Below are 14,200 nucleotides of genomic sequence, written 5' to 3'. Positions count from 1 at the left end.
GGCCATCTTGCAGGCGCCGGGGGAGGGGGGCAGGGTGATCGCGACCGGCGTCCCCGCCCCGCGCGCGGGCGCACGCGCCACCGCCTACGAGGAGGACCCTTGGCCGAGTACACGCTGCCGGACCTGCCCTACGACTACTCCGCGCTCGAGCCCGCGATCAGCGGCGAGATCATGGAGCTGCACCACTCCAAGCACCACGCCACGTACGTGGCGGGCGTCAACACCGCCCTCGAGCAGCTCGCCGAGGCCCGCTCGAAGGACTCCCTCGGCGCGGTCAACCTCTACGAGAAGAACCTGGCCTTCAACCTCGGCGGCCACGTCAACCACTCGGTGTTCTGGACCAACCTCAGCCCGGACGGCGGCGACAAGCCCACCGGCGAGCTCGCCGCGGCGCTCGACGAGCACTTCGGCTCCTTCGACGGCTTCCGCGCCCAGTTCACGGCCACCGCCCTCGGCGTCCAGGGCTCCGGTTGGTCGATCCTCGCGTGGGACTCGGTCGGCCAGAAGCTGCTCAACGTCCAGCTGTACGACCAGCAGGGCAACCTGCCGATCGGCCTCGTGCCGCTGCTCATGCTCGACATGTGGGAGCACGCCTTCTACCTGCAGTACCGCAACGTCAAGGCCGACTACGTCAAGGCCTGGTGGGACGTCGTCGACTGGGCCAACGTCACCGAGCGCTTCACCCGCGCCCGCACCCAGACCGCCGGGCTCATCGTCCCCGCTGTCTGAGCGACCGCCTCTCGGCCGACGGCCGGCACCCCTCGCGGGGGGTGCCGGCCGTCGTCGCGTCCGGGCCCCTCCATCCTCGCCCGACGCGTGGCCTCGTCGGGGTCGTCGGGGCGTGAAGAGATCCGATGGGTGGCCACGTCGGGCCGGCGGCGACGGCGCTGGACGCCCTCCCGGCGTCCGACGGGCGGGCCGCGAGGGCCCGACGTAGCGTCGCCGGGTGAGCAGCGAGCAGGGGGGCGGCGCAGGGCGCCGGGGTGGTCGGAGCACGACAGGGGCTGCCGCGCAACGGGAAGTGGTCGAGGCGGCCGTCGAGGAGGTCCTCGGCGAGGGAGCCGAGCTGCGCCCGGCGCAGGCCCGCGCGCTGGCGGCGCTCGAGCACGCGGACACCCTCCTCGTCGCCCGCTCGGGCGCCGGCAAGACGGCGGTCTACCAGGTGGCCAGCCGGGTGGCGGGCGGTCTCACGCTCGTCGTCTCGCCCCTCATCGCCCTGCAGCGCGACCAGGCCCGCACGCTCGTCGAGGGCGGCCAGCGGGCGGAGGTCCTCAACAGCACGCTGTCGGCGGCCCGCCGACGGGACGTGCTCCGGCGCGCCGTCGAGGGCGACCTCGACCTCCTGCTCCTCGCCCCCGAGCAGCTCGTCCGCGAGCAGACGGCGGAGGCCCTGGCCGGGGCGGACGTGCGGCTCCTCGTCGTCGACGAGGCGCACGTCGTCAGCGACTGGGGCCACGACTTCCGTCCCGACTTCCTCCAGGTGGGCGCCGCCGCACGGCGTCTCGGCGCGGACCGGGTGCTGGCCCTCACGGCGACGGCGTCGCCGGCGGTGCGGCGCGACGTCGTCGAGCGGCTCGGTCTCCGGGACGCCGAGGTCGTCGTCGACGACGTCGACCGCCCCAACATTCACCTGGCCGTCCGGGCGGCCGAGGACGCGCACGCCCGGGCGCTCGTCGTCGCCGACGAGGTGGCGGCCGCCTGCGGCGCCGGGACCGGCGAGGACGACACCGACGACGACGCGCGGCCCGACCGCCCGGCGGGCGGCTGCGGCATCGTCTACGTGCAGACGCGGGCCGAGGTCGACGAGCTGGCGGTGCTCCTCGAGCGCCGCGGCCTGGAGCCGCTGCGGTACCACGGCGGTCTTCCCGCGGCCGAGCGGTCGCGGGTCGGCGACGCCTTCCTCGAGGGGGAGCGCGACCTCGTCGTCGCCACGAGCGCGTTCGGCATGGGCGTGGACCGGGCGGACGTCCGCTTCGTCGTCCACAGCGGGCCGGCCCCCTCGCTCGACGCGTACTACCAGGAGGTCGGGCGGGCCGGCCGCGACGGCGAGCCGGCGTGGGCCCTGCTCGTGCACACCGGGACCGACACCTCGCTCGGGCGCCTCTACGCCGCCGGCGGCGGGCCGAAGCGGGCCACGATCCGCGCGGTCGTGCCGGCGCTGCAGGCGGCGGGGGCCGAGGGGCTGACGCGGGCGGAGCTGGCGGAGCAGGCCGACGTCTCGCCGCGGACGCTCTCCCGCACGCTGGGCGCGCTGACCCAGGTCGGCGTCGTCTCCGCGGGGCAGGGCGGACGCAGCGTGTGGGTCGACGGCGACGAGACCGGGACCCAGATCGCCGACCGGGTGGAGGCGGAGAAGGAGCGCCGGCGCCGTCTCGACGAGTCCGCGGTCGAGATGGTCGAGCGCTACGCCGGCACGGACGACTGCCGCCGTCGCCTGCTGCTGGAGCTCCTCGGCGAGGAGCACCCCGAGCGGTGCGGTGCCTGCGACAGCTGCGACGCCGGCACCGCCCGCGACGTCGAGGACGCCGGCTGGCACGGCGGCCAGCGCGTGCACCACGGCCGTTTCGGCGACGGGGTCGTGGCGTCCGTCGACACGAACACGGTGACGGTCCTCTTCGAGGACGAGGGCTACAAGACGCTGGGCGTGCGCCTCGTCGAGGAGCACGACCTGCTCGAGAGCGCCTGACCCGTGGGCCGTCTCGTCGAGCAGGACGAGCACCTCGACGGGCCGCTGCGGCTGGTCCTGCTCGCCGACACCCACCTGCCGGTGCGCGCGAAGGTGCTGCCCGACGAGGTCCTCGCGGCCGTCGTCAGCGCCGACCTCGTCGTCCACGCGGGGGACTGGGTCGACGAGGCCGCGCTGGACGACCTCCTCGCGGCGAGCCGGCTCCTGCTGGCCTGCTGGGGGAACAACGACGGCGCGGGACTGCGGGCGCGGCTCCCCGAGGTGGGCCGGGCGGTCGTCGCCGGCGTCCGGCTCGAGGTGGTCCACGAGACCGGTGGCAAGGACGGCCGGGAGGCACGGTGCGACGCCGCGCACCCCGGGGCGGACGTCCTCGTCTTCGGGCACAGCCACATCCCGTGGGACACGACGACGCCCGGCGGTCGCCGGCTGCTCAACCCGGGGTCGCCCACCGACCGGCGCCGGCAGCCCCGCTGCACCTACCTCACGGCCACGGCCGCCGACGGCGCGCTCGTCGACGTCGCGCTGCACGACCTCCCGCTGCGGACGGCCGCCCGGCGCGCGACCGCCACGGCCTGAGGCGGTCTCGTCCGGGTGGTCCCGCTCGTCCCGGGCCGTCCCACCGGGCGGCGCGGCGACGGCCGTGGAAACGTGCCCGGGACCACCGAACCGAGGAGGCCCCACCCATGAGCATCCCCGTCCGCCGACCCGCCGGCGTGCGCCGGTCCGCCGCCCGCCGTGCCGCCGTCCTCGTCGCCGCCGGAGGACTCGTCCTCGCCGGCTGCGGCGGCGACGCCGACGAGCCGTCGACCGCCCCCGCCGGCCCCGCGAGCACCGCGCCGTCGTCCGCCCCGGCCACGGAGGCCACGACCGGGAGCCCGGAGGGCGCGGAGGGCTCCGGCAGCGCCACGGAGGCGGTCGCGGCCGCGGGCGTCGCCGCGCAGGAGGCCGGGAGCGGCGCCTTCACGCTGACGACCGACACGGTGGCGGGCGACGTCACGAGCTCGAGCTCGGGCGAGGGCGTCTTCGACGGCGAGGCCGGGGTGTCCCAGGTCGAGGTCACCACCGAGGTGCCCGGCTCCGAGGCCGTCACCCTCACGGTCCGGCAGCTGGGGGACCGCACGTTCATCGGCGGCTTCCCGGGCCTGCCGGCGGAGCAGTGGGTCGAGGCCACGCCGGAGGACCTGGGGCTCGGCTCGGGCGGCCTCGACACCACCGACCCCTCCCAGCAGCTGGCACTGCTCGAGCAGGTCGGCGAGGACGTCGAGGAGACGGGGCCGACCGACCTGGACGGCGTGCAGGCCACGGGCTACCGCGGTTCCGTCGACCTCGCGGCGGCCCTCGAGGCGTCCGGCGCGGACGGCGGCCAGGCCGCCCAGCAGCTCGAGGCCCTCGGCCTCACGAGCCTGCCCTTCGAGCTCCACGTCGGCGAGGACGGCCTGCCGCTGCGCGTGGTGACGACCCTGGACACCGAGGTGCAGGGGACGGCGGTCACCGCGACCTCCACCGTCGACTACACGGGGTGGGGGCAGGACGTCACCGTCGAGGAGCCCACGGACACCGTGCCCCTCGAGGCCGTGGCCGGGGGCCAGGCGCCCGCCACCACCGGCTGACGCCGCCCGGTCACGAGACGAGGGGGAGGGCGCACCGCGCCCTCCCCCTCGTGCGTGACCGTCTCCGCCGCAGCGACTCAGCCGCCCGGCAGCACCTCCGGCAGCGCGTCCTCCTCGTCGGTGAGCAGCCGAGAGCGGATGAGGAAGCGGACCCCCTCGGGCGCCTCGACGCTGAACCCCGACCCCCGGCCGGGGACGACGTCGACGGTGAGGTGGGTGTGCCGCCAGTACGTGTACTGCGACGCCGACATCCAGAACGGCGCGCCGGCCACGTCGCCGAGCAGGACGTCACCGGCCCCCGTGAGGAATTCGCCCTCCGGGTAGCACATCGGCGAGCTGCCGTCGCAGCAGCCGCCGGACTGGTGGAACATCAACGGTCCGTGCCGTGCGCGGAGCCGGTCGAGCAGCTCCCGCGCGGCCTCGGTGATGTCGACGCGGGACGCCGCCGTCCGCGGCGTCCCGGGGGCGGCGTCCGCCGCGGCGCCCCCGGGACCGCCGGCCATCAGAAGAAGCCGAGCTTGTCGGGGGAGTAGGAGACGAGCATGTTCTTCGTCTGCTGGTAGTGGTCGAGCATCATCTTGTGGTTCTCGCGGCCGATGCCCGACGCCTTGTACCCGCCGAAGGCGGCCCCCGCCGGGTACGCGTGGTAGTTGTTCACCCACACGCGTCCGGCCTCGATGCCGCGGCCGAGCCGGAAGGCGGCGTTGGTGTCGCGCGTCCAGAGGCCGGCGCCGAGGCCGTAGAGGGTGTCGTTGGCGAGACGCAGCGCGTCGGCGTCGTCGGAGAACCGGGTCACCGCGAGGACCGGCCCGAAGATCTCCTCCTGGAAGATGCGCATCGAGTTGGAGCCCTCGAAGACCGTCGGCTCGACGTAGTAGCCGCCCTCGAGCCCCTGGACCGTCCGCTGCGACCCGCCGGTGCGCACGGTCGCGCCCTCGTCGCGGCCGATCTGCAGGTAGCTGAGGATCTTCTCGAGCTGGTCGTTGCTCGCCTGCGCCCCGACCATCGTCGCCGGGTCGAGCGGGTCGCCCGTGACGATCGCCTCGACCCGCGCGATCGCCTTCTCCATGAACGCGTCGTAGATCGACTCGTGGACGAGCGCCCGCGACGGGCACGTGCACACCTCGCCCTGGTTGAGGGCGAACATCGTGAAGCCCTCGAGCGCCTTGTCGAGGTAGGCGTCGTCCTCGGCCATGACGTCGGCGCGGAAGATGTTGGGGCTCTTGCCGCCCAGCTCGAGGGTGACCGGGATGATGTTCTGGCTGGCGTACTGCATGATCAGCCGGCCCGTCGTCGTCTCGCCCGTGAAGGCGACCTTGCGGATGCCGGTGTGCTGGGCCAGCGGCTTGCCGGCCTCGACGCCGAAGCCGTTGACGACGTTGAGGACGCCGTCGGGCAGCAGGTCCGCGATGAGCTCGACGACCTTGAGGATCGACGCGGGCGTCTGCTCCGCCGGCTTGAGGACGACGCAGTTGCCGGCCGCGAGCGCGGGCGCGAGCTTCCACGACGCCATGAGGATCGGGAAGTTCCACGGGATGATCTGGCCGACGACGCCGAGCGGCTCGTGGAAGTGGTAGGCGACGGTGTCGGCGTCGATCTCGCCGATCGAGCCCTCCTGCGCCCGGATGGCGCCGGCGAAGTAGCGGAAGTGGTCGACGGCCAGAGGAAGGTCCGCGGCGAGGGTCTCCCGCACGGGCTTGCCGTTCTCCCACGTCTCGAGGACGGCCAGCTCCTCGAGGTGCTCCTCGAGCCGGGCCGCGACGGCCAGGAGGATGTTGGAGCGCACCGTCGTCGACGTGCGGCCCCACACCTGCGCGGCCCCCTGCGCGGCCGAGACCGCGAGGTCGATGTCGGCGGACGTGCCGCGCGCCACCTGCACGAAGGGCTTGCCGTCGACGGGGGAGATGTCGTCGAAGTACTCGCCGTGGACGGGCGGCGTCCACTTGCCGCCGATGAAGTTCTCGTAGCGCTCCGGGACGGAGACGACCGCCCCGTCGGCGCCGGGACGGAGGTAAGGGGTGCTGGCCATGGTGGGCGTCCTCTCGGTCCTCGCCCGTCCTCGTCGACGGGCGTCCGCGGGGAGCAGGTGTGCTCCCGACGCGCAGGACGCTAGGAGCCGGAGGTTGGTGGGAGGTTGGCCCCGGCCGTGGGTCGGCTGGGCGCCGGGGCGTGGTGGTGGACGGCGGCAGACCCGGCAGGTGAGGATCCGCGTGCGCCGGCAGCCGGTGCCCGACCGAGGAGAGCCCGTGACGGACGACGACCGCCTGCCCACCCCCGCGCCCGCCTTCGCGGCTCACTTCACCGATCCGCTCTACGACGACCCCGCGTCCGAGTACGCGCCCTTCGGCACCGACGAGGGGGCCGACCTGCTCCACGAGTGGGCGGACCGGCGCGACGAGCTCGGGCCGTCGTCCACGCTCGCGCACCTCCTCGAGGAGGAGGGGGCGGGCGAGATGCTGCAGGACCTCGACCTCCCGATCACCGACCCGCACCGGACGCCGGACGGCCTGGTCGACGCCGCGACCACCGTCCTCGGCGCCGGCTTCACGCTGCTCCGCCTCACCGGGCGCCTCGACGACCAGGGGCTGGCGGACACCCGGAAGGCGGTCGACGTCCTCCTCCGGGTCCACGGCGAGCAGCCCGAGCTGGTGCGCCAGCGCGACGACCTCCGGTCGTGGCCGGCCTGACGCAGCAGCTCCGGCCGGGCGTCACCCGCCGGTGACCGCGGGCACGAGCGAGAGGACCGCGACGGCGACGCCGGCGCCGCCCAGGACGACCGCGCCGACGACGGCGCCCGGCCCGCCACGGCGGGTGACGGCCAGGGAGGCGCTGCCGGCGGAGGCGACGAGCAACGCGAGCACGAGGAGGGCGGGGGGCAGGACCGCGGGGCTCACGGCCGCAGTCCACCAGGTCGTCTCGTCACCCGGAGCCCGCGGCAGCGTCCGCCGTCGGGCGTGGGCCGGGTCGTGGTCGACCCGACCGGGTCAGGCGAGGTCGAGCCGGCTCCGCACCACGTGGGGGTCCGCCCCGGCGGTGGCGGCGTAGCGCAGGACGGCCGCCCGGTCCGTGCTCCCCAGCACGGCCTGGCGCAGCCCGGCGGCGAGCTCGGCGTCCACCCGCCGCAGGCCCGGGGCGTCCGTGCCGCCCACCCCGGCCAGGAGCTCGCCGCCCCACGCCTCCGCCGCGCCGGCGGCGTCGCCGGCGCGCAGCCGGCGCCGGACCTCCTCGACGTCGCTGGAGCAGGTGCCGAGCAGCCGGTAGGGGCGCGAGCCGATCCCGCCCCGCAGCAGCGTCCGGAGGTGGCTCACCTCGGCCTTGAGGGTCGACCGGCTCACCGGGGCGTCGCCGTAGAGAGCGTCGTGCAGCGCGTCGGCCGACAGGCCCCCGGGGGCGAGCGCCAGGAGCGCGACGAGCTCGAGCTGCCGCCGGGTGAGGGGGAGGGGCTCGCCGTCCAGGTCGGCCCCGCCGCGGCCGAGCAGGCGCAGGCGGAGGTGGCCGGGCCGCGGCTCGTCGGGTGCGTCCGCCGCGGCCCGGCGCCGGTCGGCGGCCGCCGCGGCCGCGACCTCGTGGGACAGGAGGGCGGCGAGGCTGCGCGCCGTCGTCAGGCCGAGGGGGTGGGACCGCTCCCAGGTCGTCGACAGGTCGAGGACGCCGAGCGCCCGCCCCTGCGGGTCGTGGACGGGCGCCGCCCAGCACACCCAGCCCTGGACGACGGGGGCGAAGTGCTCGGCGGACCACACCGTGGCGGGCGCCCCGGTGCGCAGGGCCAGGTCGAGGGCGTTGGTGCCCACGCTCGCCTCGTCCCAGCGCCCGCCGGGGACGAAGTTGACCGCCTCGGCGCGGCGTCGCATGACCCGGCCCCCGGCCGTCCAGAGGATGCGCGCCGAGGGGTCGGTGACCGCGACGACGAGGTCGCCGTCGTCGGCGACGTCGCGGAGGTCCGCCTGCAGCGCCGTGACCGCCCGCTGGAGCGGCGACGTGCGCCAGGCCTCGTCGGTGGCCCCGGCGTCGTCGAGGGGGGCGGTGGCGAGGTCGTCGTGGACGGACCGGCGGCTGCGGCCCCAGCTCGCGCGGATGACGTCGCGCACGGCGTCCTCGCCGGGGGGTGCGCCCGCGCCGGTCGCGGTGACCCGGTCGCGGGCCCGCGCCAGGGCGGACCGCCGCTCGCGCGCCCGCTGCACCACCGCCACGTCGACCTCCCGCGAGGCTGCGCCCGCCCCGTCGCGGACGTCCGCACGCTACCCGCGACCGCGGCCGTCCGGTCGGGCTCCGCGCCCCCGAGGTCCCGGACGGGTGACCCGGATCTCGTCGCGGCGCCCCCACGGCGGCGGGACGACCCGCACGATGCGGACGAAGCACCCACCGACCGCCGCCCCCGGGCCCCGGTCCCGCCGGCAGGAGCCACCGTGAGCCCGCACCGACAGCCCCGACGCCCGTCCCCTCGACCCGCCGCGCGGCACGCGGCCGCCCCCGCCGCTCCCTCCGGGCGCCGGGCCGCCGGCGCCGCCGTGGCCGCGCTGCTCCTCGCGGGGGCCGCGGCGGGCGCCGCCGCCCCCGCGGCCGTGTCCTCCTCGACGGGACGGGCCGCCGCGCTCGCCGACGTCGGCGGGCTGGACCTCGGCTCGGCGAGCCTCCTCGAGGTCTCCGCGGCGATGGACTCCGGCCGGGTGACCTCCGCCCGGCTCGTCCGCGCCTACCTGGCCCGCATCGGCGCGCTCAACAGCCGGGGCCCGTCGCTCAACGCCGTCCGCGGCCTCAACCCCGACGCGGCGGCGCAGGCCCGGGCGCTCGACCGGGAGCGCCGGGTCTCCGGGCCCCGCGGCCCGCTGCACGGCGTCCCCGTCCTCCTCAAGGACAACGTCGACGTCGCCGGGCTGCCGACGACGGCCGGCTCGGTGGCCCTGGCCGGGTCCGTCCCCGACCGCGACGCCTTCGTCACCGCGCAGCTCGAGGCGGCGGGCGCCGTCGTCCTCGGCAAGACCAACCTCACCGAGTTCGCCAACTTCACGACCGCCGGCATGCCGAGCGGGTACAGCTCGCTGGGCGGCCAGGTGCTCAACCCCTACGACCTCGCCGACACGCCGAGCGGGTCGAGCTCCGGCTCGGGCAGCGCCACGGCCGCCGGGCTCGCGGCCGCCGCGGTCGGCACCGAGACCTCCGGCTCCATCCTCAGCCCGGCCCGGGCGACGAGCCTCGTGGGGGTCAAGCCGACCGTCGGCCTCGTCAGCCGGAGCGGGATCGTGCCGATCTCGGCGAGCCAGGACACCGCCGGCCCCATGACGCGCACGGTCGGTGACGCCGCCGCGCTCCTCACCGCGATGACGGGCGTCGACGAGGAGGACCCGGCGACGGCCGCGAGCGCCCCGGTGGCCGGCACCGACTACCTCGCCGCCCTCGACCCCGGCGCCCTCGACGGCGCCCGGCTCGGCTACGTGCCGCCCGCGGACCCGGCCGCGCCCTCGGCGGCGGACCAGGTCTACCTGCGGGCGCTCGACGTCCTGCGGGCCGAGGGGGCCGAGCTCGTGCCCGTCACCGTCGGCGGGACCGGGGCGCCGGGGATCCTCGTCGACGAGTTCCGGCGCGACCTCGACGCCTACCTCGACCGCCTGCCCGAGAACGCGCCCGTCCGCTCGCTCGAGGACGTGGTCGCCTACAACGCGGCGCACCCCCGGGAGGCGCTGAAGTTCGGCCAGACGCTCCTCGAGCAGTCCCTCGCCGTCGACCTGTCCGACCCGGCGCAGCGGGCCCGGTACGAGGAGGCGCGCGACCGGGGCCTCGCCGAGACGCGCGCCGCCGTCGACACGGCCCTCGGGCGCCTCACCGACGACCCCGCCGACGACCTCGGCGCCGTGGTCTCCAACAGCCGGACGACGGGGACGGGCGCACGGGCGGGCTACCCGTCGGTCGGCGTCCCCGCGGGGTACACCGACCTCGGCCGCGATCCCGTGTCGCTCGTCTTCCTCGGCTCGGCGTGGGAGGAGGCGCAGCTGCTGTCCCTGGCCGCGGGCTACGAGGCGGCGGCAGACGCCTGGCTGCCGCCGGCCGAGGTCAACCCCTCCGCCTTCCGCTGCACCTCGGTGGCCACGACGACCGCCCACCGGGGCAGCTGCCCGCCCTGACCCGCCGCCTCGTCCCGGCCGGCCCGCGCGGGCGGCCGGGAAGGGGGGCGGTGCGTCAGACGACGGACAGGCGGACGGTCTCCGGCATCGCCCGCAGCGCCGCGACGACCTCGTCGGTGACGCCGCCCGGGACGTCGGTGACGGCGTAGCCCATCTCGCCGCGGGTCGTCAGCAGCTGGCCCTCGACGTTGACGTCGTGCTCGGCGAGGACGCGGTTGACCGTCGCGAGGACGCCGGGGACGTTGCGGTGCAGGTGGGCGAGCCGCGCCGAGCCGGGCACGCGCTCGAGGGCCACGGCCGGGAGGTTGACCGACAGGCTCGTGCTGCCGGTGGACAGGTAGTCCCGCAGCTTGGTGGCGACGAAGCGGCCGATGTCCTCCTGCGCCTCCTCCGTGGAGCCGCCGATGTGCGGCGTGAGGATGACGTTGGGCAGACCGCGGAGCGGCGAGGAGAAGGCGTCGCCGCGGGTCTTCGGCTCCTCGGGGAAGACGTCGATCGCCGCGCCCGACAGGTGGCCGGCGCGCACCTGCTCGGCGAGGGCGTCGTGGTCGAGGACGAAGCCGCGCGAGAGGTTGAGGAAGATCGCCCCCTCGCGCATCTGCGCCAGCTGCTCGCGGCCGAAGAAGCCCGCGTTGCCCGGGCGCCCGTCGACGTGCAGCGTCACGACGTCGCTCTGGCGCAGCAGGCTCTCGAGGTCGGGCGCCCGGCGGGCGTTGCCGAGGGCCAGCTTCTCCGCGGTGTCGTAGTAGACGACCGACATGCCGAGCGCCTCGGCCACGACGGAGAGCTGGCTGCCGATGTTGCCGTAGCCGACGATGCCGAGCGTGCGCCCGCGCACCTCGTGGCTGCCCTCGGCCGACTTGTCCCAGACGCCGGCGTGGAGCGTGGAGTCCTTCACCGTGAGGCGGCGCGTCAGCGCGATGATCTCGGCGAGGGCGAGCTCGACGACGCTGCGGGTGTTGGAGAACGGGGCGTTGAAGACGGCGACGCCGTGCGCGGCGGCGGCGGCCAGGTCGATCTGGTTGGTGCCGATGCAGAAGGCGCCCACCGCCCGCAGGTCGGGCGCCGCGGCGAGGACGCGCTCGGTCACCTGCGTCTTGGAGCGGATGCCGAGGACCGTCACGCCCGCGAGGGCCGCGACGAGCTCGTCCTCGTCGAGAGCCCCGGCGCGGGCCTCGGGGTCGACGCCCGCCGCGCCGAGGATGGTCGAGGCCTGGGGGTGGAGGTTCTCTAGCAGGAGGGCGCGCGCCATGGGCCCGATCATCGCGCGGCCCGCGACGTGCCCGGCGCGCGGGTCCGGGACGTGGACGCCGCCCGGGCGGAATGCCGCGGCCGTGCCGCCTGCTGGCACCGGCATGAAGGTCACCATCGTGGGAGCCCACGGCAAGGTCGCCCGTCAGCTGGTCCCGCTGCTCGTCGCGGGCGGGCACGAGGCGGTCGGCGTGGTCCGCAACCCCGACCACACCGCCGACGTGGCGGCCGACGGCGCCACGCCGGTCGTCCTCGACATCGAGAGCGCCACGTCGGCCGAGCTGGCCGAGCACGTGCGCGGCTCGGACGCCGTCGTCTTCTCCGCCGGCGCGGGCGGCAAGGGTGCCCCCGAGCGCAAGCAGCACGTCGACCGCGACGGCGCCGTCAAGCTCGCGGAGGCGGCCGAGGTCTCCGGCGTCCGCCGCTACCTGCTCGTCTCGTCGATCGGCCTGCAGTCCGTCGTCGACGGTGCGACGCCCGACGGCGTCGAGGAGGGCTTCGTCGCCTACCTCCGCGCCAAGCTCGAGGCGGAGGACGCCCTGCGCTCGCGGCCGTCCCTCGACCTCACGTCGCTGCGTCCGGGCCACCTGCTCGACGAGCCCGCGACGGGTCGCGTGGCCCTCACCCGCAGCACGACCGACGCGGTCGACGGCGGCGTCCCCCGCGCCGACGTCGCCGCCGTCCTCCTGGCCCTCCTCGAGGCGCCGGGGACGGCGGGCCAGACCCTCGAGCTCGTCTCCGGCGACGTCCCGGTCGAGGAGGCCGTGGCCGCGCTGGCCTGACGCCCCCGACGTCCCGCCCCCGGTGCCCCGCGGCGCCGGGGGCGGTCGTGCGTCCGGCTCAGGGCACCTCGGCGGCGAGGTACGGGTCGGCGGCCAGGGCGCGGACGGCGGCCTCCGCGCCCGGCGAGGACCCGATCCGCCAGTCGCGCTCCTTGTCGACGTCGAACCAGACGAGGGCGCGGACGGCGGGCATCTCCTCCCGGAGGGACGGGACGACCTCCGCGACCCAGGCGGCCTTCGAGCCGCCGTCCTCGGCGGACGAGGTCTCGGCGACGATCACGGGCTTGCCGAGGGGCTCGAGCTCCTCGTACATCGGGCCCATCACGTCGGCGAAGGACTCCCACGCGTGGTCGTCGTCCTCGGTGCCCCAGTTGTAGCCGTCGATGCCGGTCCAGTCGACGTACGCGTCACCGGGGTAGTAGTCGAGAGCCGGCGGCGCGCCCGGGCTGTCGACGTTGTTCGGGGCCCACACCCACTCGACGCGGTCGCCGGCCACGGGGGCCACGACGTCGTGGACGTGCCGGTAGAAGGCGACGTAGAGGCCGGGGTCGTGGCCGCCCCAGCCCTCCTCCTCGTTCATCTCGGCGGCGAGGTCCAGCAGGACGGGCCGCTCGAGCCGTGCCGCGGCCCGCGCCCGCTCGCGCAGCATCGCGTCGTGCCGCCCGGCGACCACGTCGGCGAGGTCGACGCCGAACGGTTCCCAGCTGACCAGCGACACCTGCCCCCGGTCCACGTCCCCGCGGACCTCGGCCGAGCGGGGCCAGTCGTCCTCCCAGCCGACGTAGGTGAGGTGGACCTGCGGCGTCCGGCCGACCGCGGCGTCGGTCTCCACCGGCGGACGGTCGCCGTAGTACAGGCCGAGGTAGGCACCCTCCGCGGGGGCGAGCGCGGAGCCGCCGACCGGGCTCACGACCTCGTCGGGCGGGGGCGTCGGGGAGGTCGACGGCGCGCTGCAGCCGGCGAGGAGGACGAGGAGGAGCGCGGCAGCGGCGGGGCGGCGGGACGGCACGGGGCTCCCCCGGGTCGGGCGGTGCGACCGTCCGGTCGCGGCGGGCCGGCGGCCCGCCGACCCGACGGTAGGCGTGCCGGCGGACGCGGACGCGGTGCCCGGGGAGCCGTCCGCCGACGGACCGCCCGTCCGGCCCTTCGCCGCCCGCCGCCGGTCCGTGCCGGTCGTTGCAGGTCGGTCAGCCGCCGTCGCTCAGCTGCCGTCCTCGTCCGCGACGCGCTGCAGGAGGAGGTGGTCACGCCACGCGCCCGCGATGCGCAGGTAGCGCGGCGCGGGCCCGATGCGCTCGAAGCGGTGGTGCGCGAGGACGGCGAGGGACCGCGCGTTGTCGGGCATGACGGCGGCCTGGACCCGGTGCAGCCCGAAGGGCCCCAGGGCCGCCGCGACGACGAGGCCCACCGCCGTCGTCGCGACGCCGCGGCCGCCGGCGTCCTCGGCCACCCAGTAGCCGAGGTGCCCGGAGAGGAAGGGGCCCCGGACGACGTCGTTGACCGTCACCCGGCCCACGACCTCGCCGTCGTCGAGCACGAGGAAGGGCAGGGCCGTGCCGGCCTCGCAGGCGGCGAGCGTCCGGGCGAGCAGGGCGCGCTGGCCCGTCGCCGTGTAGTAGCCCTCGTCGCGGTGGGGCTCGTACGGGGCCAGGAACGTGCGGTTGGCCACCGCCAGCGCGGCGAGGACCTCGGCGTCCTCGAGGTGCGGCACGCGCACGGTGACGGGCATCGACGCACCGTAGCCGCGCGGGC

14 protein-coding genes are annotated in these 14,200 nt (G+C 76.4%); 7 read left to right on the top strand and 7 right to left on the bottom strand.

The features are described 5' to 3' along the window. Nucleotides 1-99: 99 nt before the first annotated feature. The 4 genes from EDC03_RS01250 to EDC03_RS01235 all read left to right on the top strand — a co-directional run bounded on the left by EDC03_RS01250 (nt 100) and on the right by EDC03_RS01235 (nt 4,296). Complete coding sequence (locus tag EDC03_RS01250; protein WP_123378381.1) at nt 100-729, top strand: superoxide dismutase; 630 nt, start codon at nt 100-102, stop codon at nt 727-729. A gap of 217 nt (nt 730-946) precedes the next feature. Next, nucleotides 947-2,686, top strand: coding sequence for a RecQ family ATP-dependent DNA helicase (locus EDC03_RS01245; RefSeq protein ID WP_199719837.1), 1,740 nt, complete (start codon nt 947-949; stop codon nt 2,684-2,686). Between the two features lie 45 nt (nt 2,687-2,731). Continuing rightward, on the top strand, nt 2,732-3,262 hold the full coding sequence (locus tag EDC03_RS01240) for a metallophosphoesterase family protein (RefSeq protein ID WP_123378743.1): 531 nt from the start codon (nt 2,732-2,734) through the stop codon (nt 3,260-3,262). Between the two features lie 107 nt (nt 3,263-3,369). After that, the gene (locus EDC03_RS01235) at nt 3,370-4,296 is read left to right on the top strand and encodes an SCO4651 family lipoprotein (RefSeq protein ID WP_123378379.1); all 927 of its coding nucleotides are present in this window, start codon (nt 3,370-3,372) and stop codon (nt 4,294-4,296) included. Between the two features lie 77 nt (nt 4,297-4,373). On the opposite strand, the gene EDC03_RS01230 is transcribed toward EDC03_RS01235, so the two are convergent. Both EDC03_RS01230 and exaC read right to left on the bottom strand, forming a co-directional pair. After that, nucleotides 4,374-4,799 (bottom strand): DUF779 domain-containing protein, encoded by a 426-nt coding sequence (locus EDC03_RS01230; protein ID WP_123378378.1) that lies wholly within the window; start codon nt 4,797-4,799, stop codon nt 4,374-4,376. Next, nucleotides 4,799-6,325 (bottom strand): acetaldehyde dehydrogenase ExaC, encoded by a 1,527-nt coding sequence (gene exaC / locus EDC03_RS01225; RefSeq protein ID WP_123378377.1) that lies wholly within the window; start codon nt 6,323-6,325, stop codon nt 4,799-4,801. Before exaC ends, EDC03_RS01230 begins: the two co-directional genes overlap by 1 nt. Before the next feature lie 217 nt (nt 6,326-6,542). Between exaC and EDC03_RS01220 the strand changes: the two genes are divergently transcribed. Next, a complete protein-coding gene (locus EDC03_RS01220) occupies nt 6,543-6,983 on the top strand; it encodes a hypothetical protein (RefSeq protein ID WP_123378376.1) in 441 nt (146 codons plus the stop codon). Nucleotides 6,984-7,004: 21 nt separating this feature from the next. Here EDC03_RS01220 and EDC03_RS01215 read toward each other — a convergent pair whose 3' ends face one another. Then, entirely contained in the window at nt 7,005-7,190 is a 186-nt protein-coding gene (locus EDC03_RS01215; RefSeq protein WP_123378375.1) for a hypothetical protein, read from the bottom strand. 90 nt (nt 7,191-7,280) lie between these two features. Beyond that, nucleotides 7,281-8,486 carry a sigma-54-dependent transcriptional regulator family protein gene (locus tag EDC03_RS01210; RefSeq protein ID WP_123378374.1) on the bottom strand — a complete coding sequence of 402 codons (1,206 nt, stop codon included), beginning with the start codon at nt 8,484-8,486 and terminating at the stop codon, nt 7,281-7,283. 216 nt (nt 8,487-8,702) lie between these two features. On the opposite strand from EDC03_RS01210, the gene EDC03_RS01205 reads away from it, so the two are divergent. Then, nucleotides 8,703-10,415 (top strand): amidase family protein, encoded by a 1,713-nt coding sequence (locus EDC03_RS01205; protein ID WP_199719836.1) that lies wholly within the window; start codon nt 8,703-8,705, stop codon nt 10,413-10,415. A 55-nt stretch (nt 10,416-10,470) separates the two neighbouring features. Here EDC03_RS01205 and serA read toward each other — a convergent pair whose 3' ends face one another. Continuing rightward, nucleotides 10,471-11,667 carry a phosphoglycerate dehydrogenase gene (gene serA, locus EDC03_RS01200; protein WP_123378741.1) on the bottom strand — a complete coding sequence of 399 codons (1,197 nt, stop codon included), beginning with the start codon at nt 11,665-11,667 and terminating at the stop codon, nt 10,471-10,473. A gap of 103 nt (nt 11,668-11,770) precedes the next feature. Between serA and EDC03_RS01195 the strand changes: the two genes are divergently transcribed. Then, nucleotides 11,771-12,448, top strand: coding sequence for an SDR family oxidoreductase (locus tag EDC03_RS01195; protein WP_123378373.1), 678 nt, complete (start codon nt 11,771-11,773; stop codon nt 12,446-12,448). A 58-nt stretch (nt 12,449-12,506) separates the two neighbouring features. On the opposite strand, the gene EDC03_RS01190 is transcribed toward EDC03_RS01195, so the two are convergent. Further along, complete coding sequence (locus tag EDC03_RS01190; RefSeq protein ID WP_123378372.1) at nt 12,507-13,457, bottom strand: glycoside hydrolase family 26 protein; 951 nt, start codon at nt 13,455-13,457, stop codon at nt 12,507-12,509. A 192-nt stretch (nt 13,458-13,649) separates the two neighbouring features. After that, nucleotides 13,650-14,177 carry a GNAT family N-acetyltransferase gene (locus tag EDC03_RS01185; RefSeq protein WP_123378371.1) on the bottom strand — a complete coding sequence of 176 codons (528 nt, stop codon included), beginning with the start codon at nt 14,175-14,177 and terminating at the stop codon, nt 13,650-13,652. Between the last annotated feature and the right edge of the window lie 23 nt (nt 14,178-14,200).

This window comes from Pseudokineococcus lusitanus, assembly GCF_003751265.1.
Classification (GTDB): Bacteria; Actinomycetota; Actinomycetes; order Actinomycetales; family Quadrisphaeraceae; genus Pseudokineococcus; species Pseudokineococcus lusitanus.
Note: the sequence above shows the minus strand (reverse complement) of the source record. Positions and strands in the feature narration are given on the sequence as shown.

What these genes read in the sequence shown, in the direction of transcription:
- EDC03_RS01195 (WP_123378373.1), top strand. Translation starts at nt 11,771, where the DNA reads ATGAAGGTCACCATCGTGGGAGCCCACGGCAAGGTCGCCCGTCAGCTG.
- exaC (WP_123378377.1), bottom strand. Translation starts at nt 6,325, where the DNA reads ATGGCCAGCACCCCTTACCTCCGTCCCGGCGCCGACGGGGCGGTCGTC.
- serA (WP_123378741.1), bottom strand. Translation starts at nt 11,667, where the DNA reads ATGGCGCGCGCCCTCCTGCTAGAGAACCTCCACCCCCAGGCCTCGACC.
- EDC03_RS01185 (WP_123378371.1), bottom strand. Translation starts at nt 14,177, where the DNA reads ATGCCCGTCACCGTGCGCGTGCCGCACCTCGAGGACGCCGAGGTCCTC.
- EDC03_RS01235 (WP_123378379.1), top strand. Translation starts at nt 3,370, where the DNA reads ATGAGCATCCCCGTCCGCCGACCCGCCGGCGTGCGCCGGTCCGCCGCC.
- EDC03_RS01230 (WP_123378378.1), bottom strand. Translation starts at nt 4,799, where the DNA reads ATGGCCGGCGGTCCCGGGGGCGCCGCGGCGGACGCCGCCCCCGGGACG.